Genomic DNA, 20,032 nt, shown 5'->3' with positions numbered 1-20,032 from the left:
GCCGTCATTAGTCCCGCTATGCCAAGCTCGGGAGCTAGAGCGGGCGGGATAATGTTTCCCATCGTAAATTCGCTCTCAAAAGCCCTTGGCAGCGAGCCCGACGAAGGTAGCCGCAAAAAAGCCGGAGCGTTTTTTATGCAGACGCTTTGGCAAGGCAACACGATAACAAACGGTATGTTTCTAACCTCGATGGCGGGCAACCCTCTCATCGCATCGCTTGCGCTCTCGGCCTTTAGCGTCGAGATATCGTGGACGCTCTGGGCGCTTGGCGCGATAGTTCCGGCGGTCTGTTCGCTCGTCGTTATCCCGCTAGTGCTTTATAAAATTTACCCGCCGCAGATCAAAGCCTTTCCTGAAGGCAAGGCCATAGCCGCGCGCGAGCTAGCCGCGATGGGGCCGATGAGCAGAGGCAAAAAGCTGATGCTTGGCGTTTTTGCGGGCTCTTTAGTGCTCTGGGCTACGGGCGGACTAACGGGTCTAAACGCCACAACCGTAGGACTCATGGCCGTGTGCGTGATGACGATATGCGGCGTGCTCGAGTGGAAGGACGTTACTGGCGAAAAAGGCGCGTGGGATACGCTCATCTGGATGGGCGCGCTCATCACGTTAGCCGGTGGCCTAAACAAAACAGGTTTTATAAAGTGGTTTTCGGCCTGGGTTTCGGGCGGTATGAGCGGATTTGGCTGGATGAGCGTGCTAGCTATTTTGCTGCTTATTTACGTTTATTCACACTATATGTTTGCCAGCCTCACTGCACACATAACGGCGATGTATTCGGCATTCGGCGCGGTTGCGATAGCTGCGGGAGCTAGTCCTGTTTTCGTAGCTCTAGCCTTTGCCTACGCTTCAAATTTGATGATGCCTATCACGCACTACGGCGGAGCGCCCGGACCGATAATCTTCGGCGCAGGATACGTCACGCAAAACGAATGGTGGCGACTAGGCTTTATAACGACGCTGATAAATTTATTTATCTGGACTATAATAGGCGGAGTTTGGTGGAAGGTACTAGGCCTTTGGTAAAATTTATAAATTTACGGGCGAGATGCAACCTTGCCCGTAAATTTAAGGCAGAATAGGCGAATAAAAAAGTATTTGAAATTTTAGAGCTTTTAAAAGAACTCGCAAGCGGCAGGGAGGTCGCACTAAAAGCCTACTGCGTCAAAAGCGGCCTAAGCGAGCACACGCTGAGGCGCTATATGGAGGATTTAAAGGCCTTTTTCGGCAAGGAACACATCCTAAAACTCGAAAAAGGCAGCTACGTGTGCAAAAACGGCGAGCTTTTTAAGCCTTTTATGATGCCCAATAAGCACCAAAACGAGAGTGAAAAGCTCATCGACCTACTACACGTCATCAACCCCGGCTTTGCTAAATTTTTGCCCCCGACGCACAAAAAAGTGGACGACAAGCTAGCCAAAGAGCTAGCCGAAATCTTTCTTATCAAGGGTAGTCCGCACGAAAACACCCCAAATCTTCGCACTTTCGCCGCGCTGCAAAAAGCGATCAAATTTAAAAGATACTGTGAGTTAAAATACCTCGGGCGTCGCTTAAGCGAAGTCAAAATCCTAAAGCTGATCTACTGCAAAGGCAACTGGCAAGTAGCCACTCTAAGAAGCTCTGAGACGGAAAACAACGGCTTTGAGGTGCTGCGAGCAGCCTTTATCGAGGATGTAAAAATCTCGACAAAAACTTTTTACGCCGACGAATATACGCTAAATTTCATCAAAAACTCCGAGACCTTTTGGGATGGCTATAAGGTCTCGCCCTACCCAGCCGCAGTCGCCGTATCGCCTGATGCGCGTAAATACTTCGCGCAAAAAAGATTTTTCAAATCGCAAAAAATCTCGGACGAGCCGCTACCAAACGGCTGGACGAAGATCGAGTTTAGCGTCACTAGCGATAAAATGCTACTAATGCCAGCTAAAAGGTGGTTTCCAAACCTAGTCATCCTCTCGCCTCTTAGCGCAAAGCGTAAATTTGAAGACGATATAGACATTTATAGGCAAAATTCGGCTTTATTTTTAGTCGATAAGGATCAATAAAAGTCGTTTTTAATCTTACTTCAATAAAGCAATCTTGCCGTCCATTTGGCAAACAAATTGCTCAAACAGCCAATTAAATTTACTCCAAATTTAGCCGACGCCGATAGGTCAAATTCTACCGAGCGATCTTGCCAAATTTTACTTAAACGCCCTTTTATACGAGTTTTCTACCAGCTCAGAGCATCCTAGTTCGCTCATCGCGGATTGCGCGAAATTTGGATTTCGCAGCAGCTCTCTGCCGTAGGCCACCGCATCACAAACGCCGCCTAGCAGCAGCGCCTCGCCCTCGGACGCCTTTGTTATGAGTCCGACCGCGATCACCGGGATACCGACTGCTTGCTTTACGGCCTTGGCGTAGTCCGCTTGATAAAGCGGCGTAAACGCCGGCGCGCTATCCGTGCGCTCAAAAAGTCCGCCTGCTGAGACATGGATAAACGCCGCGCCCAAGAGCTCGAGCTCCTTTGCCAGCCGCACGCTATCTTCTAGGCTCCAGTCGCCCTTTACCCAGCTTTGCGCACTTATGCGCACGCCGACGGGGATTTGTACTGCGGCTTTTATTTCGGTTAAAATTTCTTTTAAAAATCTCGCGCGATTTTCGAAGCTTCCACCGTATTCGTCGTCTCGCAGGTTAACCCCCGGCGATAGAAATTCGCTGATGAGATAGCCGTGTGCGGCGTGGATCTCGATCGCAGCGTATCCGGCGCGCTCGGCTCTAACCGCAGCCTTGGCGAAAGCTTGCTTAACCGAGACGATGTCCTCTATGCTCATTTGTTTCGGCGTTTTGTAGCTCTCGCTAAATTTCAGAGCGCTAGGCGCGATCAACCCTTCGCACTCGCTTTTTCTGCCGGCATGCGCGAGCTGGACGGCCATGACAGCGCCGTATTTGACGCACTCTTTGACGAGCCTGGCGTGCGCCTCTAGCTGCTCGTCGTTCCACAGCCCCAAATCGCAGCTCGTGATCCTGCCTCTAGGCTCAACCGCCGTAGCCTCGACGATGATGAGCCCGACGCCTCCTAGCGCTCGTGCGGCGTAGTGCAGGCGGTGAAAGCACCTAGGTAGGCCGTTTTCGTTCTTGGCCTTGTACATGCACATCGGCGGCATGACGACGCGGTTTTTGATCTCTAGATCGCCGATTTGTAGCGGCGAGAAAAGCAAGCTTTGCATGAGAAATCCTTTAAAAATTATTTGCGGTTATTTTAGGATATTTGTTTAAATTTATTAACTCGCGTGGCGGATTTTAGCGACCGCTTTCGAGCGGATGAGATTGTAAGGGCTAAAGCGTAAATCAACTATTATGTTAGCTTCCGCCAAATTTGAAATTTACTCGCCGCCGTTAAAAATAGAAGCAAAGTACTCATCTGTATCCATGCCGCCTTTTTTATCTGCTTTAGTCTTAGCTTTACGCTAGCGTCCTGCCCATAGTAGCGGCGACATCGCAAACATCACTTTGCCAAAGCTAAAATTTCTCACGTTCTCGCGCCAACCGTCCCAGCGGTAAAGTTCGTAAAATTTAGATGTATCGCCGCAAAGCGCTCGGTAAAAAACGCGAGTAGCCAAGCTGTGTGTCTTCTCATTCGCCGCTATCTGGCGCATAGTAAAAGACATTGCCCGCTTTACCACGAAAGGCGCCGCCGTTTATCGCGAAAAATCCACCCAAAACATCGTCTGCCACGAGCAGATAGCTAGGCATCTGCCCCGCTTCGCTAAAGTTTTTGCCAAGGTTAAAATCGTAAATTCCACGCTTCACCTGCTCACATCCTGAGCCAAGCACGCGCAGTTAGCCGCCGTCTATCACGATGCCGCTGCTCATAGGCAAACGCACCCATGGGCGACCGAGTGGCTACTTGAAGCCCCAAAAGCTCGCTTTGCGCCCTGCTCTCATCGCGAAGCAAAATTTCATAATCATTTTTAGCTTATTTAGCCGCTCTTCGACCAACTCCCAGCCCGGCTCATTTGTGTCTATTGGCGGCTCTAGAGCTCTCATTGCGAGTTCTTGCGATAAATTTGATTAAATTTAAAAGAAGGATTTGGCGAGTCTCCCCGCCAAATTTATATTTGTAGATTACTTTGCGTCCCAAGCTAGGATCGTGTTGCCCTCGGCGTCGGTCGCCACGTCGCCCATGCCCATGATGTTGTAGCCGCAGTCGACGTAGTGCACCTCGCCGGTCACGCCGCTGGCTAGGTCGCTAAGCAGGTACATCGCGCTGTTGCCGACGTCATGCGTCGTGACGTTGCGTTTTAGCGGACTATTTACCTCGTTGTAGCGTAAAATCATCCTAAAATCGCCGATTCCGCTTGCCGCAAGCGTTTTGATCGGACCCGCGCTGATCGCATTCACGCGGATATTTCTAGCGCCAAGGTCGTGTGCTAGGTAGCGCACCGAGCTTTCAAGCGCTGCTTTTGCGACGCCCATGACGTTGTAGTGAGGCACAAATTTCGGTCCGCCAAGATAGGTGAGCGTGAGCACCGAGCCGCCCTCTTTTAGCACCGGAAGTACCGCGCGCGTGAGGCTTAGCAGCGAATACACGCTCGTGCCCATCGCGATATCAAACGCCTCCTTGGTCGTGTTTACGAACTCGCCCTCTAGCGCTTCTTTTGGCGCGTAGGCCACTGCGTGCACGACGAAATCAATCTCGCCGAGGTCTGCTTTGATACGATCCGCAAGCCCGTCAAGGTGAGCAGGATTGTTTACGTCAAGCTCATAGACGAATTTGCTGCCAAACTCCTCCGCGATCGGCTCTACGCGTTTTTTCAGCGCGTCGTTTAGGTAGGTAAACGCCATCTGTGCACCCTGCGCGTGACAAGCTTCGGCAATGCCGTAAGCGATAGATTTGGCGTTAGCGACGCCGACGATGAGGCCTTTTTTGCCTTTTAAAATCATTATTTCTCCTTTCTATTTTTGCTTGGCTTTTGAGCGCTTTTTGGCGATTTTGTTAAAATTTTGCTCGGCAGACCATCCGTCTAGCCTACGCAAAATTTTAACTGCAAAGCCCCAAAAATTATCTCAAAATCCTTCGCAATTTGACTTAAAAATTTACAATTCAAATTTGAAACCAAATTTGATAGCGGTAGTATCGTGAGATGAATTTTAATGTTGTGTAGAAATTTTAAGTCAAGACTAGGCACATAGCCTGTCGCAGACTTAAAATTTCCAACTCATTAAAAGACGCTCACGAGACAACGCGTATAAGCTCCAAAAATTTCAACGCGTCCCAGCTCGCCGTACCTACTAGCACCCCGTCGCAGTTTTTGATTCCCGCTATCCCGCCGATGTTTGCGACATTTACGCTGCCGCCGTAAAGTAGCGGCGCGCTCGTCTGCTCGCGGATGAAATTTAAAATCTCATCTACCTGCTCCACGCTCGCACTCCTGCCCGTGCCTATCGCCCAGATCGGCTCATAGGCGATCAGCAGCCGCTCGTAGCCAAGGTCGATATTTTTTAGCTGTTCAGCCAAAAACTCCTTTGTGCGTCCAGCTTCGTTTACGCTCAAATTTTCGCCGACGCAGTAGACGATCTGCCAGCCCGCCTCTGCGGCGAAGTCAAATTTAGCGCGCAAAAGCTCCTCGCTCTCGCCAAGCTCCCTCCGCTCAGAGTGCCCGATCAGCACGCTTTTTATACCAAACTCATCCAGCATCGCCTTGCCGATCTCGCCGGTGTGAGCGCCACTTTCGCACGGGTAGAAATTTTGCGCGCCCAGTTTAAATTTATGAGCCGCAAGATCAAGCGCGCTAAAGGGCGGAAACACAGTCACGACGTCGTTTGAGCTCAAATTTGCGTCTAAAATTTCGGCGTATTTAGCAAAGCTTTCTCTCGTGTGATTGCACTTTAAATTTGCTAAAAACCTCACTCCACAGCCTTTCTAAGCGGCTTTATACCTGGCAGTTCCTTGCCCTCGATGAGCTCCAGGCTCGCGCCGCCGCCCGTCGAGATAAATGTCATCTCGTCGGCATCTCCCGCTCGCTCGACGACGTCTGCCGTATCGCCGCCGCCCACGACCGTAGTCGCGTGAGTGTCGATGATGGCGTGGCTCATTTTGATGCTGCCTTTACTAAATTTATCCATCTCAAAAACACCCATCGGTCCGTTCCACCAGATGGTTTGCGCGTCGGCGATGACCTCTTTAAAGAGCCTAATCGACGCTGGCCCGATATCTAGCCCCATCCAGCCGCTTGGAATTTCTTGAGCGGGGACGAATTTCACGGCGCTTTCGGCCGAAAAAGTCTGAGCCGCGACGACGTCCACGGGCAGGTAAATTTTAACGCCGAGCTCCTTGCCTTTTTGTAAAATTTGCCTTGCATCTTCGATGAGATCCTCTTCTAGCAGCGAATTTCCGATATTTTCACCCATTGATTTTAAAAACGTAAACGCCATGCCGCCGCCAATTATCAGCTTATCCACGCGCGGAAGCAGGTTGTGTAGGGCTTGCAGCTTGCCGCTTACCTTGCTACCGCCCACGACCGCGACGAACGGACGCGCAGGGTGTTTAATGAGATTTTGGGCGAAATTTATCTCCTTTTGCAACAAAAATCCCGCCGCTTTGTGCTTCTCGTCGTAAAATTTAGTGATCGCCTCGACCGAGCTGTGCGCTCTGTGGCAAACGCCAAATGCGTCATTTACGTAAAATTCGCCGTATTTAGCGAGCTCGCCGGCTAGCGCCTCATCGTTTTTGGTCTCGCCCTTTTCAAAGCGCAAATTTTCAAGAAGTAAAATTTCGCCAGGCTTTAGTGCAGCGGCTTTGGCTTTGGCATCCGCACCGACGACGTCCTCGGCAAACATAACCTCGTGGCTCAGTAAAAGCGAGAGCCTCTTTGCCACGCCTCGCAGCGAAAATTTCTCCTCAAAGCCGTTTTTCGGGCGTCCTAGGTGACTGGCCAAAACCACGCTGCAGCCGTTATCCAGGCAGTAGCGGATAGTTGGGATCGCCGAGCGTATGCGGCGGTCGTCGGTGATGTTTAAAAACTCGTCCATCGGCACGTTAAAATCGCACCTAACAAATACCTTAGCGCCGCTGAGCTCAAGGTCGTTGATCGATAAAATTTCACTCATTTTTCACCCTTTAAATTTACTTCGTAGCTACGATCTTAGCTAGATCGACGAGCCTTGTCGAGTAGCCCCACTCGTTGTCGTACCATGCAAAGACCTTCACCATATCATCAGCTATGACCTGTGTAGTGTCGCTAGCTACGATAGTGCTGTATGCGCTCGTGCAGAAGTCGCTGCTAACTCTATAATCGTCATCGACGAATAAAATTCCCTTCAAATTCGACTCGGCAGCCGCTCTAAACGCCTCGTTTATTTCATCTTTGCTAGCAGGTCTTTTTAAAACCGCCGTTAGATCGACCATAGATACGTTAGCGACCGGCACGCGCACGCTTTGGCCGTGCATTTTGCCGCTTAGCTCGGGAAGTACTTTGGCGATCGCTTTTGCGGCTCCTGTGGTCGTAGGCCCGATATTTAGGGCCGCAGCGCGCGAGCGGCGGAAGTCTTTGGCCTTTACGTCTACTAGGCTCTGACCGTTCGTATAAGCGTGGATCGTGGTCATCAGCCCTTTTACGATGCCGAATTTATCGTTTAGCACCTTTGCCACTGGAGCTAGGCCGTTTGTGGTGCAGCTTGCATTTGAGACGATCGCTTCGCCTGCGTATTTATCGTCGTTTACGCCGACTACAAACGTCGCCGTGTCGTCTTTTGCCGGAGCGCTCATGACGACCTTTTTCACGCCGCGAGCGAGATAAGGCTCGCATTTTTCGGTAGTTAAAAATTTACCAGTGCACTCCAAAACCACGTCTGCGCCGTAGTCTGCGTAGCTAAGCTCGTTTAGATCTCTTGTTGAAAAAACTCTTATCTTTTTGCCGTTCACTTCTATAAAATCGTCGCTTATCACCTTAACGTCTTGCTTAAATTCGCCGTGCACGCTGTCGTATTTGAGCAGATAGCGCGTCATGTCGCGCGTCGCCGTGTCGTTGATAGCGACAAGCTCAACGTCCTCTCGCTCTAAAATAATACGAGCAGCGCACCTGCCGATACGTCCAAAACCGTTGATCGCGATTTTTACCATGTTTAGCTCCTTGTGCTAGATTTTCCGGTCGCTTTAGGGTGCCCGGAAAGGTTATTTTCGTACTTTTAGCTTTTTGCGCGTTAAATTTACCCGCCTTTGCTCGTCGCTAAGCGCGTAAATTTAAGCCGCCCTAAAGCCCGCCTTTTGCAAATTTAGCCCTGCACGGACGCCAAAAGCAAGCCCGTCAAAGCCCAAAAATCCCCAAATTTTACAAAATCTCCATTTAATTTGCGCTTTATCGGCGATTTTTTTGATTTTCAACCGAAATTCACTTCAAATTCGATAAACTGCACCGAAATTTTAAAGGCAAATTTATGAAAATCGCGCTTTTCGGCGGCAGTTTCGACCCGCCTCATCTCGGGCACGACGCCGCCATCAGAGCCGCACTAGAGCGGCTAGACGCGGATAAGCTCATCATCATGCCGACCTTTATCAGCCCGTTTAAGAGCGAGTTTTCCGCTCCGCCGCTACTTCGGCTAAGGTGGGCGAACGAAGCCTGGGGCGCGCTGACAAAAGTCTGCGTGAGCGACTACGAGATCGCGCAAAATCGCCCCGTACCGACGATAGAAAGCGTGCGGCATATGCGGCAAATTTACGCTGTGAGCGAGCTTTACCTCATCATCGGCGCCGATCATCTAGCAAGTCTGGATAAATGGCACGAGATAGACGAGCTCTTTAAACTCGCGACCTTCGTCGTAGCTAGCCGCGGCGACGTAGCCGTGCCTGAAAATTTTAAAATTTTAAACATAAACGAGCCCGTTTCGTCCTCGCAAATCAGGCAAAATTTAGATAAAAGCCTGATGATACCGTGCATAGCGGACGAGGCGGCGAAATTTTACCAAGGAAAAACATGCAAGAAAGAATCGAACGAATCATCAAAATCCTAGACGCCAAAAAGGCCGAAGCTATCGAAGCTATCGATATGAGCGGGCGCGAATACATCGCAAAATGCGTCATCATCGCTACCACGATGGGCGAGCGCCACGCCTACTCGCTAACCGACGACCTAAAAGAGGGGCTAAAGGACGAGGGCGAGCAGTTTTTAGGCATCGAAAGCTCAGGCGACTGGGTCGTGATCGATCTGGGCGACATACTCATCCACCTCATGAGCGCGCAGTACCGCGCCAAATACAACATCGAAGAGTTTTTAAGCAAGCTAAAAGAGGCGAAAGTCTAAGTCAAATTTAGCCCGCCGCGCCGGTAGCGTCAAATTTGCCTAAAGCATGCAGAAGGCGGCAAATTTGACCAAAGCCACCGCTGCTATAAACGGTAAAATTTGCTTGATCTCGCAAGTCTGCGCGCTTGATTATTTGAGCCAAAATACGACGCACAGGCCTTTCTTTTATTTAAATTTGACCGGTTTTAGCAGCTACTTTTGTACCTAATCCAAACTTCGGCAAGCTTTTAACGAGCGGCAAATTTACGCCAAAAATGGGCAAAATTTGGAGTTTTTATTTTTCGATACGCAAAAGCTAAGCGCTTTTTTGGCGCGCTAAAACGCTAGCTAATCAAAAATAAGCGTAAAAACTAGCAAACGGCAAATCCATAAGTTCCAGCACAACAAAACACCACATAAACAATGCGCCGCGGCTACCACCGATAAATTTTATCTTCAAAAGCGATCAGCCTAAATTCCTCTTTGTGGTTGCCGTTGCCGATCGTATGGCTGTCTTGGCCCGCGCCGAGGCGTAGTTTATGCAGCCTGCCGCCGTATGTACCCACAAATAGCACACTCCCGTCCTCGCTTAGCGCCATAGACTTTATCGTGCCGCCCAGATAGTGGCGCCAAATTTTATGCCCGTCCTTGCCGACTGCTTTGATGTAGCCGTATGCGTCGCCGAGGATATAAAAGTCCCGCGTCGCTACGCCCGCGTAAATCCTCATCGCATCGTCGATCAACGTGAAATTTTTCTCGCCCTGCTCGTCGTACGAATACGCCTCGACCTCTAGTCCGCACTTTAGCAAAGCCCTATCCACGCCGATCGTAACGCCGTTGTAGAAGTGGCAGGAGTTCGTGATGAGCTGCGTATCGTCCGCGCTAAAGAGACAAAAGTGCGGATACGAGCTCTGCGCGCCGATGCCGCCCAGCCGCTCACCCTCGCTATCCATCAGGGCATGATCGCCGCACTGCTCTCCCGCGACGATGAGCTCGTTGTCGTTTGATATAGTCGCATTGGCCATGTCGATATAGAGTGCGGCATTGCCCTCATCGTCCTCGTAGATCGGATGGATAAGCTTCGCGCCGCTTTGCGAGATCAAAAATATCCCGTCATGACAGCTCAAAAGCACCTTGCTACCGTCGTTAAAGGGTAAAATTTCAGCCTCGTCGTATGTTAGTTCTACGTCGTGGCTAAATTTTGCGATAGGCTCGCCGCCGCCCCTGCCGTCGTAGCCTTTTATAAGCTCGATCTCACCCCTCCTAAGCAGGGCGTAAATTTCGTTTCGCTTAGACTTGCCCACGGCGATGACGCCCTTTGTCACCTCGCTCACGCACTTGCCTTCTAGCAGATACAGCGTTTTGCCGTCGTCGTTTGAGGTGATAAAAAGGATGTTCTCGCCTAGCAAAGAACAAATTTGATCAATATCCCCCAGCTTGTCTCCTATTTTATCCTTTTTGCCGGCATTGCCGGTTTCATCCTCGCACCCCTCAAAGATGACGTTTGAGGGCGGAAAATCGGCTCTAAACTTCGCCGTTTCGCCGCGCTCGTTAGCCTCCTTTAGCAGCTCAAAAACCGCCTCGCAAAGCTGCGTCATACCCTCGCGCTCATCAATCGGATCTTCGCCCTTGTAGGCATCCCAGCCGTGAACCTCCGCAAACGCCACCATATCGTTTACGGCCTTGGCGTATTTCTTGCCCTTTTCATTTCACTCTTTCTGCCACTCCGCCTTAAGCATCTCGTAGTCCAAGTTTTTCATTGATTTTCCTTAGGTGCGTTATCTCGCTTTTTGGGTGCGATTTGCGAGGTTTTGTAGCTAAATTTAACGTCTCTCAAACTAGCAAATTTATAGCGCGGCGATCCGCCTCGCCTGCTAACTCCGCCAGAGTTTTGCTATCTGCGCGGCGTCCTCGTCCGCTAGCTCAAAGCCGAAAATATCTATATTTTCAAGCAAACGCTCTTTGCTGCCGGCGTTTACTATAACGCAGACACCGTGCTGCACGAGCCAGCGCAAGATAATTTGCGTCCTCGTTTTGCTGTATTTTTCGCCAATTTGCGCAATCGCAGCCTCTTTTAGCTCCTCGCCAGGCTCATATCGTAGCTGCACCTGCACGCCATGGTCGGTAAGCTTGCCTCGCGTAACAAAATGCCGCAGATAGGAGCGCGCAGGCGTCTGATAAACAGCGGGCTTAACCTCGCTACCTTGCGCGATTTTGGCTAAATTTTCGATCCCGAATTCTCCGAGACGGTCGCAGATGCCGATCGCAGCCGCAAGTCCCTCGCGGTAAAGCCTCTGCAAAACGCGCCACGCAGAGCTAGCATCGCTCGCCCCCACGTGCAGCAAAAGTAGATCGACGTAGTCGGTATTTAATTTTTTTAGCGAACGTTCAAAGCTTTTTATCATATCACTTTCGTCCGCGTTTTGAGCGCTTACCGAGCTTTGGATAAACAGCTGACCGCGCTCTAAGTCGCTAGCCGCAAATGCAGTAGCCGCGACCTCCTCCTTGTCACCCTCCGTATCGATCAGGCGGTAGCCTAGCCCGAGGGCCGTCTCCAGCGCGTTTTGATCCTTTGAGCCGTCAAATTTATCTGCGCTAAGCCCGATGATCGGCATCAAAATTCTATTATTTAGCGTGAGATACGGCGTCATGGCGGCAAGCTTCTCGCCGAGGTTTTTTGCACCGCTTAGATCTACGCCGTCCGTCAAATTTGCCGCACTAGTCTCGATAGTACGCTCGGCAAACAAATTTACTCCCGTAGCAAGCCCCACCGCGCAAGTCGCCGCGCCCTTTATGAACTCTCTTCTTTTCATTTTCGCTCCGTTTTTTCGATTTTATCGCTTGCCTCATCAAATTTACAAGCCGCGCGCCGAGCAAACCGTGCCGCGCCCAAATTTATTTAAAATCACAGAAATTTAAATTTTATTCCGCCAAACGACGCCCAAAAAGCCGCGTTTAAATTTATCTAAATGCGGCCGAGTAGAAATTTCGCGCTCGCCAAACGCGGCCAAAGAGCTAAAAAGTCAAATTTAGATCTCAAACGCGCACGAGCTTGGCTGTCCGCCTTCAAAACCCTTTTTAAACCACGTCATACGCTGCTTTGACGAGCCGTGCGTGAACGAGTCCGGCGTCACGCGACCTTGGTATTTTTTCTGTAGCGCGTCGTCGCCTATCGCGCTCGCGGCGTTCAGCGCCTCCTCGATGTCGCCGTCTTCTAGCACCTTGTAGCGCCCCATGTAGTGCGCCCAGACGCCCGCATAACAGTCGGCCTGCAGCTCGACCTTGACTTGCAAGGCGTTTTGCTCTATAGGGCTTTTGGTGCGCGATTTTAGCTCGTTGATTTTACCGAGCGTGCCTAGTAAATTTTGCACGTGATGTCCGACCTCGTGGGCGATCACGTAGGCCTGCGCGAAGTCGCCGGCGGCCTTGTATTTAGCCTCTAGCTCATCAAAAAAACTAAGATCGAGATAGACCTTTTTGTCTGCGGGGCAGTAAAAAGGCCCCATCTGCGAGCTAGCCGTACCGCACGCGCTAGAAACGCCGTCTCTAAAAAGCACCAAACTAGGCTCCTTGTACTGCGCGCCGCCAGCTTTAAACACCCTTCTCCACACGTCCTCGGTCTGCGCCAGCACCGCCGAGACGAATGCGACTTTTTCTTTCTCCTGCGGGCTATCTAATGCCGCCCTTTGAGTGCCAGCGCCGCCGCCATCAAGTAGCGCGAGAGGATTAAAGCCCATAAAATATGCCACTGCGCCGATAACCAAAACCACGCGGCCGATGTTTGAGCCCAGTAAAAATCTGATAATCGGTATGAGCGCGCCCAGCGAGCCCATGCTGTTTACGCTGTTTTGCCGTCTATCCTCGACGTTGTCGCTTCGCCTGCTATCTTGCCATTTCATTTTTACTCTTTCATTTTGGATTTTGCGTTTAAATTTAGCTGCGGCTGCGCTGTTTCTTGCCGCTTGCCGCTAAATTTTACGGCGCATTTTAGCGACTATTTATAAATTTATCGCTTTACTGCGTGGGCTGGTTTAAATTTGACGCTAAATTTAAACTCGGTAAAATAGCGCGATAAAAAATCCCGTGCTAGTCAAATTTGGGAGGTCTTAAATTTAAAATCTCGCCTTAAATCCGTTCAAAATTTTCACCAGTAAGATACCAAAAACTATACCGATGCCGTCTGCGACGACGTCGAGCAAGCTAAAATAGCGATTTGGCACAAACGACTGCGCTACTTCTATCTGGATGCCGTAAGCTAGCAAAATAGCAACCTTTGCGCCCAAATTTAACCTAGAAAAGGCAAAATGCAAAGTAACGTAAAGCACGGCGAATGCAATGAAATGATTTGCCTTATCCCAGCTGTTTTCGATGAGTTTTATCTGCGCGGGCGTGAGGGCGAGGTACTCTATCGCTATCAAAAATATAAAGAAAAATGCGGCGGAAATTTTAGAAAGATTCATGGATTTTAAGGGGTTTTTAACAAGAAGCGCCGCTTGGCGCTTCTAAATTTACTAAAATCGACTCTTACATCTTGTCTTTTGCGGCGATACCCATTAGCCCTAAAGCTGTTTTTATCGAGAGCGCGACGACGGCGAAAAGCTTTAAAAGCTCGTCTTCGTTCTCGCTGCCTACGACGCGATTTTCGTTATAAAATTTATGAAAATTCGCAGCCAGGCTCTTTAGATAGTCGCAAATTTTATTCATCGAGCGCGTGTTAAAGCTATCGACTAAAATATCGTTTAGCGTAAGCGCCTCAAATAGCAAATTTTTGCCGTCTTCGTTCAAATTTGCAAACTTCACGCCCGCGACATCGGCGACGTTTTTGCCCGCTTTTGCGAAAATTTGATTAATCCTTGCGTGCGCGTAGTTGATGTAAAATACCGGGTTTGAGCTATCCTCTCGCTTTAGCTCGTCCACGTCAAACTCTAGGTGCGTGTCGCAACGCTTGCTAAGAAACATAAATCTAAGCGCCTCATAGCCGATCTCCTCGACCACGTCGCTCATTAGCACGACATTGCCCGCGCGCTTGCTCATCTTATAGGCTTCGCCGTCTTTTAGCAGGCTCACCATCTGCGAAAGTATGATCTCGAGGCGATTTTCGTCGTACCCAAGCAGATGCAGCGCGGCCTTCATACGCGCGATATAGCCGTGGTGATCGGCGCCCCAGATGTTGATGCAGCGATCAAACCCGCGCCTAAATTTATCGTCGTGATACACTACATCGCCGGCTAGATACGTGCCGCGGCCGTCCTCGCGCACTATGACGCGGTCTTTTTCGTCGCCTACTTCGCTTGATTTTAGCCAGATTTTACCCTCGCTCTCGTAGATACCGCCCTCGTTTTTTAGGCGTTCTAGCGTGAGAGGAAGCTTGTCATAGTAGCTCTTTTCGCTAGCCCAGTTCTCGATGAAAATTTGCGCATCGGCTAAATTTTGCTTGATCAAAACAAGCACTTTATCCTTGCCAAACTCGGCTAGCTCGAGGTTTCGGCTCTCGTCATAAAATATCTCCTTGCCGAATTTCTCTAGCGCTTCTTTTGCGATAGACTCGATGTAGTCGCCGCGGTAAAATTTCTCCGGATACGCCACGTTCTGCCCAAATAAATTTTCGCGCGCCCAAAGCGAAATGGACGTGCCTAGAAGCTCGATTTGATTGCCTGCGTCGTTGATGTAGTATTCAGTCGCGATATTTTCGCCAATATGACGTCCGACGCGAGCTAGCGTATCGCCGAAAACAGCGCCCCTAACGTGTCCGATATGAAGCGGACCGGTCGGGTTTGCGCTGACGTACTCGAGCAAAATTTTCTCGCCGCTAGTTCCGCCGCCTTTTGCAAATTCGCTCGGATTTGCAAGGCTAGCCGAGGCGAATTTATCCAAAAATGCGGGCTTTAGTTTAAAATTTATATAGCCATTGAGCGCCGTAGCCTCAAAAACTTCGCTATTTTCAAATTTAGACGCCAGCTCGGCGGCGATGGCTACTGGGGATTTTTTGAGCTGTTTTGCTAGGCTAAAAGTAGGCATCGCGTAGTGCGCCAAGCCCTTATCTTTTGGCTTTTCTAGCGCAAAGTCAAAGCTTGCGGCGCCTTTTATCTCGTTTATTACGCTTTTTTTCAACGCCTTTCCTTACGCGTTTTTAGCCGTATCTTCAGTCTTTGCGGCGGTTGCGGTTTCTTCTTTTTTCTCTTCTACTTTTTCTACGTTCTCGGCTTTTTTATCATCTTCCATTTCCGATTTGAAGCTCTTTATTCCCTTACCTAGGCCTTTTGCGAGCTCGGGGATCTTTTTCGCTCCAAAAAGCAAGACCACGATAAGTAAAATAATAAGCAATTGTTGGACGCTTGGACCCATTTTTTCTCCTTTTGATTTTCGTTATATTAGCATAATTTTATCAATTATTCCATTTGTTAATAATCTCTTTTGCGTCTAAATTTGACGTTTTTAGGCGCATCGAGCGCAAAATCCCGCGCAAATTTTCGTAGCAGTTTTGCAAGTCGTCGTTTATCAAAAAATAATCGTACTCTAAGATATGCTCCATCTCGCCGACTGCGTTTATCAGGCGCTTTTCGATGGTTTCAGCACTATCGGTGCCGCGATTTTGCAGCCTTGACTTTAACTCGTTTTTACTAGCAGTCGTGATGAAAACGGAGGTGATATTTTCGGCGAATTTCGATTTTGCTATATTAAAGCCTTGCACGTCGATATCAAAAATAGCTATTTTGTCCTCTTCAAGCGCCTTTAAAACCGGCTTTAGCGAGGTGCCGTAGTAGTTGCCGTGCACGCACGCCCACTCCAAAAACTCGTCCGCATCTATGCCTTTTTTAAACTCGTCTTCGCCTATAAAATAATAATTCACGCCCTCGATCTCGCCCTGCCTCGGCGCTCTCGTGGTACTTGAGATCGAAAAATAAAGATCGTTTTCCTCTTTTAAAAGACGGCTTAAAAGCGTGCTTTTGCCGCTACCGCTAGGGCCCGAGACGATTAAAATTTGCCCTTTCAACTATTTTTCCTCAAAGCTTATATTGATTTTTATGTTGAGATTTTTTAGAGCCTCTCGCAGTTCGCCGTCTTGTAGCGAATTTTCCAGATTTTTTGCTACGGCGTCTGAAATTTGAGCCTTTAGCTCGTTTATCTTTGAGGTCGTTTGGGCTTTTTGCGAGCTCAAATTTGCCGCTTCGTCGCCATCAAATCCGCTTTCGTTAAGCGCTAATGCCATATCTTTTTCGCTGATTTGCTCGATATCGCCGTACTCGCTCGGATGAAGTTCCTGTGCCATTTCAGGCTCGTTTTTCATAGCGTCATCTTCGCTGGTTTCTTGCATGTTTTGCTCCAAGCCCGCTTCCGCCTCATCTTGCTCATCCACGGCAAAAATATCCTCCGCAAGATCGCCATCTAAAACATCTTGCGTTAAATTTTCCTCAGTCGCAAACTCCGCCAGCTCAGTCTCGCCGGCAGCTTCTGTGTCGCCTAGCAAAAACTCATCGCCCAAGGCGCTATTTTTGACCTGCACCATTTGCTCGTCGGGCTCGTCAAATTTCATATCGATATCGGCAAAGATATCATCTTGTTCTTTGGCTTCTTCTACCACAAATTTATCGCCGTTTTCTGTTTGCTCAAAACTTTGCGGAACTTCAGGCTCGTCCGCGCTATCCATATCGGAAAACTCGGCCATATCAGGCTCGTCCGCCGTTTTAAATTTAGTGTCCGAAGACTTCTCATCCGTATCCAAATTTTCAGACAACTCGTCCATCTTGTCTATTTCGTCGATTTGATGCTTGATATCCTCGATACTGCCGTCAAAGTCAAGCTCAAATTTATCTTGAGTCTCTTCGAGCCCCTCTTCGCCGTCTGTGGCGACAAACTCCGTTGCGCCGAGTTCAGCAGGTTCAGGTTCGTCCGTCATTTCAAATTTGATGTCCATAAGCTCATCCGGCGCATCCAAATCCGCAGAAAGATCGTCAAATTTATCGTCTTTTGCGACTATCTCAAACTCGTCAAATTCCATCGCCTCATCATCCGCGCCGTCCAGATCTAGCTCTTCGTCTCCGAGTTTCTCGCTTAGCTCGTCCATGTCGTCGATAGCTTTTACGATCTCGTTTAGCTCGTCAAAGGTGCTATCTTTGCCGGACGCCGCTTGCGAAATATCGTCAAGCTCGCCGTCTAGCCTAAGCTCGCCCGGATCCAGCTCCATGATCTCGTCTTCAAAGACGTCTTCGGCCGGATCGTCTATAAATTCAAACCCTTTGACTGAGACCTCGTCGGTTTCGTCTTTTGCCGCAGCAGCAGGCTCGGCACTCTTTGTTTTACTCGCCAGATCCTCCACGATAGTGATAAATTCCGTCGGCAAAAACGGCTTTGGCAGTATTCTGTCGGCATTTTCAAAGGTCGGAGAATTTTTAGAGGAAAGGTATAAAATTTTATTTGCGAATTCTTTTAGGTTCATCTCTTTTGCATCGATATCGCTGTCGATGATAAGCACGTCAAAAAAGCCGCTAAGCTCGCTGGCGTCGCCGATCTCGACGTATTCGTAACCCATTTTGCTAAGAGCCAGCGTAGCCAAGCGCGATACCGCGGGGTTGGCGTTTACAAGAACGATTTTCACGAATTCTCCTTTTTATACCTAAAAAACGTATTTTAAAACATTTTCCATTACTTCAAGCTTAGTTTTAGAAAAATAGCGACGGAAGGTCGTTGATAATGCGAAGCACAAGCTGCCTAAAAAGCTCCATCATACCCGCTAGTATCGCGATCAGCACGGCAAAGCCGATCGTGATCTTGATCGGATAGCCAACGACCAGTAGGTTAAACTGCGGCATCGTCTTCATCAGCATACCGAAAATCAAATCAGAAAGCAGCGAAAGCGCCAAAATCGGGAAGGAAATGATAAACCCGAAAGTAAATAAATTTATCATGGATTTTGAGGCGTACTGCACGATATCGGGGCTCGGATAAAAGCCGCCCAGCGGGACGTGTGTGAGGGAATTTGAGATAAAAAGCAAGATCAAATGATGCCCGTCAAAGGCCAAAAAGGTCATAAGAGCGAGGAAATTTATGATATTTGAGATCACGGGCGAGCTGATACCCGTCTGCGGATCAAGCACCGAAGCCATCGAAAAGCCCATGATCATCGATATCTGCTCGCCTGCTAGCTGCAAACTAGCAAAAACGATGTGAAGCAGCAGTCCTGCGCAAACACCCAGCGCCGCCTCGCTCACGATCTCGACGGCTAGATAGTAAATTTCGCCGTTTTTAATGCTAGCAAGCGGAAACAAAAATAGCGTGAGTAAAAACGAAAACGCGGTCTTGACGCTCATAGGGATCTGCTCGTGTCCGTAAAATGGGAAAAATAGCATCAGCCCGCCGATACGCGCAAACAGTAGCATAAAGGTGATGACGCGCTCGGGCGCGAAAAACTCGACTAGTTCCACCTGACTCTTTCGTTTTAAATTTAAATGCCGTTATTTTAGGGTTAAATCCTTGAAAATTCGGTAAATTTGAAAGCTGAATGAAAACGTGCCGAAATTTTGGCGCTACCGAGCACGGTAAATGCTGCTTTGAGCGCTAAATTTGTGCACGCAGTTACCCATTTACAATTCGGACCGTTTAATTTTATCGACCGCCTTGAATTTTTGTTTTTGGGTTAAATTTTAGTTTTGCGGGACGATAAGATGTAGCCGTTCGTTTTTGTTGGCTACCGAAGTCAAAACTAGGCCTGCCGCGGCAAATTTAACAAGTCGCTACGCCTTGCGAATCCAAAGCGTCTTAAGATAAATTTGACTTAAAAAATAGCTCGTAAATTTGGCGCACAAATTTTAAATGGCAAATTTGAAAACTCGCCGCCTATAAAAATATTTAAATAGCTTCGGGAGAAATTAAAGAGAATTTTTTGTCTTCGAGGCGGTAAACCTCGTCGCATCTTTGCGCAAGCTCGTTGTCGTGAGTGACCAAAACCAGCGCCGCATCATTTGCTTTGATATAGTTAAATAGCGTTTGCATCACTTCGTTTGCGGTCTGCTTGTCTAAATTTCCCGTCGGCTCGTCGGCAAATATCACGCGCGGTTTTTTACAAAGCACTCTAGCGATAGAGACGCGCTGCTGCTGTCCGCCGCTTAGCTCGCCTACTTTTTGATTCATTACGCCGTCTATCTTTAAATTTGCCAAAATTTCATTATCGATTTTTTGCGCGGATAAAACGGAAGCTAGCTCGATATTTTCGTGCGCGCTAAAGCCTTTAAAAAGATAGTGCGCCTGAAAAATGATACCGAAATCAAATCTGCGGATACGCAAGAGTTCGTTTGCCGTTAGGTCGTAAAGCGACTTACCGCCGTAGATAACTTCGCCGTTTTTGGGTCGTAAAAGAGTAGAAAGTATGTGGAGTATAGTTGATTTGCCGCAGCCGCTAACACCAGTTATAGCGCAGCTGCCGCCGGCATTTACACTTAAATTTACATCCTCAAAGAGCGTATAATCATACGCAAAGCCTAGATTTACGCCCTTTAAGATTTCCATTAAATTTTAGCCTATTTGCGCCGCAACCTCGGCCGCAAAGTCCTCGTTTTTCTTCTCTAGGCCTTCGCCAAGTTCGAAGCGAACGTATTTTACTACTTCGATCTTACCGCCTAGCTCTTTGCCTTTTTCTTCAACGACTTGCTCGATAGTTTTTTTATCGTCCATTACGTAAAACTGTCCAAGTAGCGTAAGGCGCTGATCTAAAACGGTGTTGTCCGCGTAAAATCTCTCGATCTTGCCAGGGATGATCTTATCCCAAATTTTCTCAGGTT

23 protein-coding genes and 1 pseudogene are annotated in these 20,032 nt (G+C 48.9%); 4 read left to right on the top strand and 20 right to left on the bottom strand.

Annotation, left to right across the window (positions count from 1 at the left end):
• Positions 1-1,023 (top strand): DASS family sodium-coupled anion symporter (locus RWM02_RS09455; protein WP_314071609.1); only part of this gene is annotated, 1,023 nt, incomplete at its 5' end.
• Positions 1,024-1,199: 176 nt separating this feature from the next.
• Positions 1,200-2,042, top strand: a complete 843-nt coding sequence (locus RWM02_RS09450; RefSeq protein WP_314071606.1) for a WYL domain-containing protein — start codon at positions 1,200-1,202, stop codon at positions 2,040-2,042.
• A gap of 138 nt (positions 2,043-2,180) precedes the next feature.
• Here RWM02_RS09450 and RWM02_RS09445 read toward each other — a convergent pair whose 3' ends face one another.
• The 9 genes from RWM02_RS09445 to RWM02_RS09405 form a co-directional block, all read right to left on the bottom strand.
• Positions 2,181-3,206: an NADH:flavin oxidoreductase/NADH oxidase gene (locus RWM02_RS09445; protein ID WP_122861911.1), complete on the bottom strand. Its 1,026-nt coding sequence runs from the start codon at positions 3,204-3,206 to the stop codon at positions 2,181-2,183.
• A gap of 240 nt (positions 3,207-3,446) precedes the next feature.
• The gene (locus RWM02_RS09440; protein ID WP_269472414.1) at positions 3,447-3,647 is read right to left on the bottom strand and encodes a DUF2625 family protein; all 201 of its coding nucleotides are present in this window, start codon (positions 3,645-3,647) and stop codon (positions 3,447-3,449) included.
• Positions 3,613-3,789, bottom strand: coding sequence for a DUF2625 family protein (locus RWM02_RS09435; protein WP_269472415.1), 177 nt, complete (start codon positions 3,787-3,789; stop codon positions 3,613-3,615). Before RWM02_RS09435 ends, RWM02_RS09440 begins: the two co-directional genes overlap by 35 nt.
• A 4-nt stretch (positions 3,790-3,793) precedes the next feature.
• A complete protein-coding gene (locus tag RWM02_RS09430) occupies positions 3,794-3,934 on the bottom strand; it encodes a DUF2625 family protein (protein ID WP_269472416.1) in 141 nt (46 codons plus the stop codon).
• A gap of 170 nt (positions 3,935-4,104) precedes the next feature.
• On the bottom strand, positions 4,105-4,923 hold the full coding sequence (gene fabI / locus RWM02_RS09425; RefSeq protein ID WP_314071601.1) for an enoyl-ACP reductase FabI: 819 nt from the start codon (positions 4,921-4,923) through the stop codon (positions 4,105-4,107).
• A 289-nt stretch (positions 4,924-5,212) separates the two neighbouring features.
• Positions 5,213-5,890, bottom strand: coding sequence for a triose-phosphate isomerase (locus RWM02_RS09420; RefSeq protein WP_314071598.1), 678 nt, complete (start codon positions 5,888-5,890; stop codon positions 5,213-5,215).
• Positions 5,887-7,089, bottom strand: coding sequence for a phosphoglycerate kinase (locus tag RWM02_RS09415; RefSeq protein ID WP_314071595.1), 1,203 nt, complete (start codon positions 7,087-7,089; stop codon positions 5,887-5,889). The genes RWM02_RS09420 and RWM02_RS09415 overlap by 4 nt, the downstream gene beginning before the upstream one ends.
• A 16-nt stretch (positions 7,090-7,105) precedes the next feature.
• The gene (gap, locus tag RWM02_RS09410; protein WP_314071592.1) at positions 7,106-8,101 is read right to left on the bottom strand and encodes a type I glyceraldehyde-3-phosphate dehydrogenase; all 996 of its coding nucleotides are present in this window, start codon (positions 8,099-8,101) and stop codon (positions 7,106-7,108) included.
• A 120-nt stretch (positions 8,102-8,221) separates the two neighbouring features.
• On the bottom strand, positions 8,222-8,362 hold the full coding sequence (locus RWM02_RS09405) for a hypothetical protein (RefSeq protein ID WP_298058726.1): 141 nt from the start codon (positions 8,360-8,362) through the stop codon (positions 8,222-8,224).
• A 53-nt stretch (positions 8,363-8,415) separates the two neighbouring features.
• On the opposite strand from RWM02_RS09405, the gene nadD reads away from it, so the two are divergent.
• Together nadD and rsfS are read left to right on the top strand one after the other, a co-directional pair.
• On the top strand, positions 8,416-8,988 hold the full coding sequence (gene nadD, locus RWM02_RS09400; RefSeq protein ID WP_314071588.1) for a nicotinate (nicotinamide) nucleotide adenylyltransferase: 573 nt from the start codon (positions 8,416-8,418) through the stop codon (positions 8,986-8,988).
• On the top strand, positions 8,952-9,278 hold the full coding sequence (gene rsfS / locus RWM02_RS09395; RefSeq protein ID WP_122873368.1) for a ribosome silencing factor: 327 nt from the start codon (positions 8,952-8,954) through the stop codon (positions 9,276-9,278). The genes nadD and rsfS overlap by 37 nt, the downstream gene beginning before the upstream one ends.
• A 413-nt stretch (positions 9,279-9,691) precedes the next feature.
• Here rsfS and RWM02_RS09390 read toward each other — a convergent pair whose 3' ends face one another.
• The 11 genes and pseudogenes from RWM02_RS09390 to RWM02_RS09340 all read right to left on the bottom strand — a co-directional run.
• Complete coding sequence (locus RWM02_RS09390) at positions 9,692-10,927, bottom strand: hypothetical protein (RefSeq protein WP_314071584.1); 1,236 nt, start codon at positions 10,925-10,927, stop codon at positions 9,692-9,694.
• Between the two features lie 204 nt (positions 10,928-11,131).
• Complete coding sequence (locus tag RWM02_RS09385; protein WP_122873365.1) at positions 11,132-12,070, bottom strand: aldo/keto reductase; 939 nt, start codon at positions 12,068-12,070, stop codon at positions 11,132-11,134.
• Between the two features lie 216 nt (positions 12,071-12,286).
• A complete protein-coding gene (ypfJ, locus tag RWM02_RS09380; RefSeq protein WP_314071580.1) occupies positions 12,287-13,156 on the bottom strand; it encodes a KPN_02809 family neutral zinc metallopeptidase in 870 nt (289 codons plus the stop codon).
• 213 nt (positions 13,157-13,369) lie between these two features.
• On the bottom strand, positions 13,370-13,717 hold the full coding sequence (locus tag RWM02_RS09375; protein ID WP_314071579.1) for a VanZ family protein: 348 nt from the start codon (positions 13,715-13,717) through the stop codon (positions 13,370-13,372).
• Positions 13,718-13,781: 64 nt separating this feature from the next.
• A complete protein-coding gene (gene argS / locus RWM02_RS09370; RefSeq protein ID WP_314071576.1) occupies positions 13,782-15,368 on the bottom strand; it encodes an arginine--tRNA ligase in 1,587 nt (528 codons plus the stop codon).
• A gap of 9 nt (positions 15,369-15,377) precedes the next feature.
• On the bottom strand, positions 15,378-15,602 hold the full coding sequence (locus RWM02_RS09365) for a twin-arginine translocase TatA/TatE family subunit (protein ID WP_002952710.1): 225 nt from the start codon (positions 15,600-15,602) through the stop codon (positions 15,378-15,380).
• A 40-nt stretch (positions 15,603-15,642) separates the two neighbouring features.
• Positions 15,643-16,251: a guanylate kinase gene (gene gmk, locus RWM02_RS09360; protein ID WP_314071573.1), complete on the bottom strand. Its 609-nt coding sequence runs from the start codon at positions 16,249-16,251 to the stop codon at positions 15,643-15,645.
• A complete protein-coding gene (locus RWM02_RS09355) occupies positions 16,252-17,853 on the bottom strand; it encodes a saccharopine dehydrogenase (RefSeq protein WP_314071571.1) in 1,602 nt (533 codons plus the stop codon). It lies immediately after the preceding gene.
• A gap of 64 nt (positions 17,854-17,917) precedes the next feature.
• On the bottom strand, positions 17,918-18,679 hold the full coding sequence (fliR, locus tag RWM02_RS09350) for a flagellar biosynthetic protein FliR (protein WP_314071568.1): 762 nt from the start codon (positions 18,677-18,679) through the stop codon (positions 17,918-17,920).
• A gap of 424 nt (positions 18,680-19,103) precedes the next feature.
• Positions 19,104-19,760, bottom strand: coding sequence for an ABC transporter ATP-binding protein (locus tag RWM02_RS09345; RefSeq protein ID WP_314071565.1), 657 nt, complete (start codon positions 19,758-19,760; stop codon positions 19,104-19,106).
• 6 nt (positions 19,761-19,766) lie between these two features.
• A pseudogene (locus tag RWM02_RS09340) lies at positions 19,767-20,032 on the bottom strand (translation elongation factor Ts); the annotation flags it as partial.

Origin of the sequence: Campylobacter showae, assembly GCF_963515975.1 — a bacterium.
Lineage (GTDB): Bacteria > Campylobacterota > Campylobacteria > Campylobacterales > Campylobacteraceae > Campylobacter_A > Campylobacter_A showae_F.
This window is presented reverse-complemented; position numbering and strand designations above follow the sequence as displayed.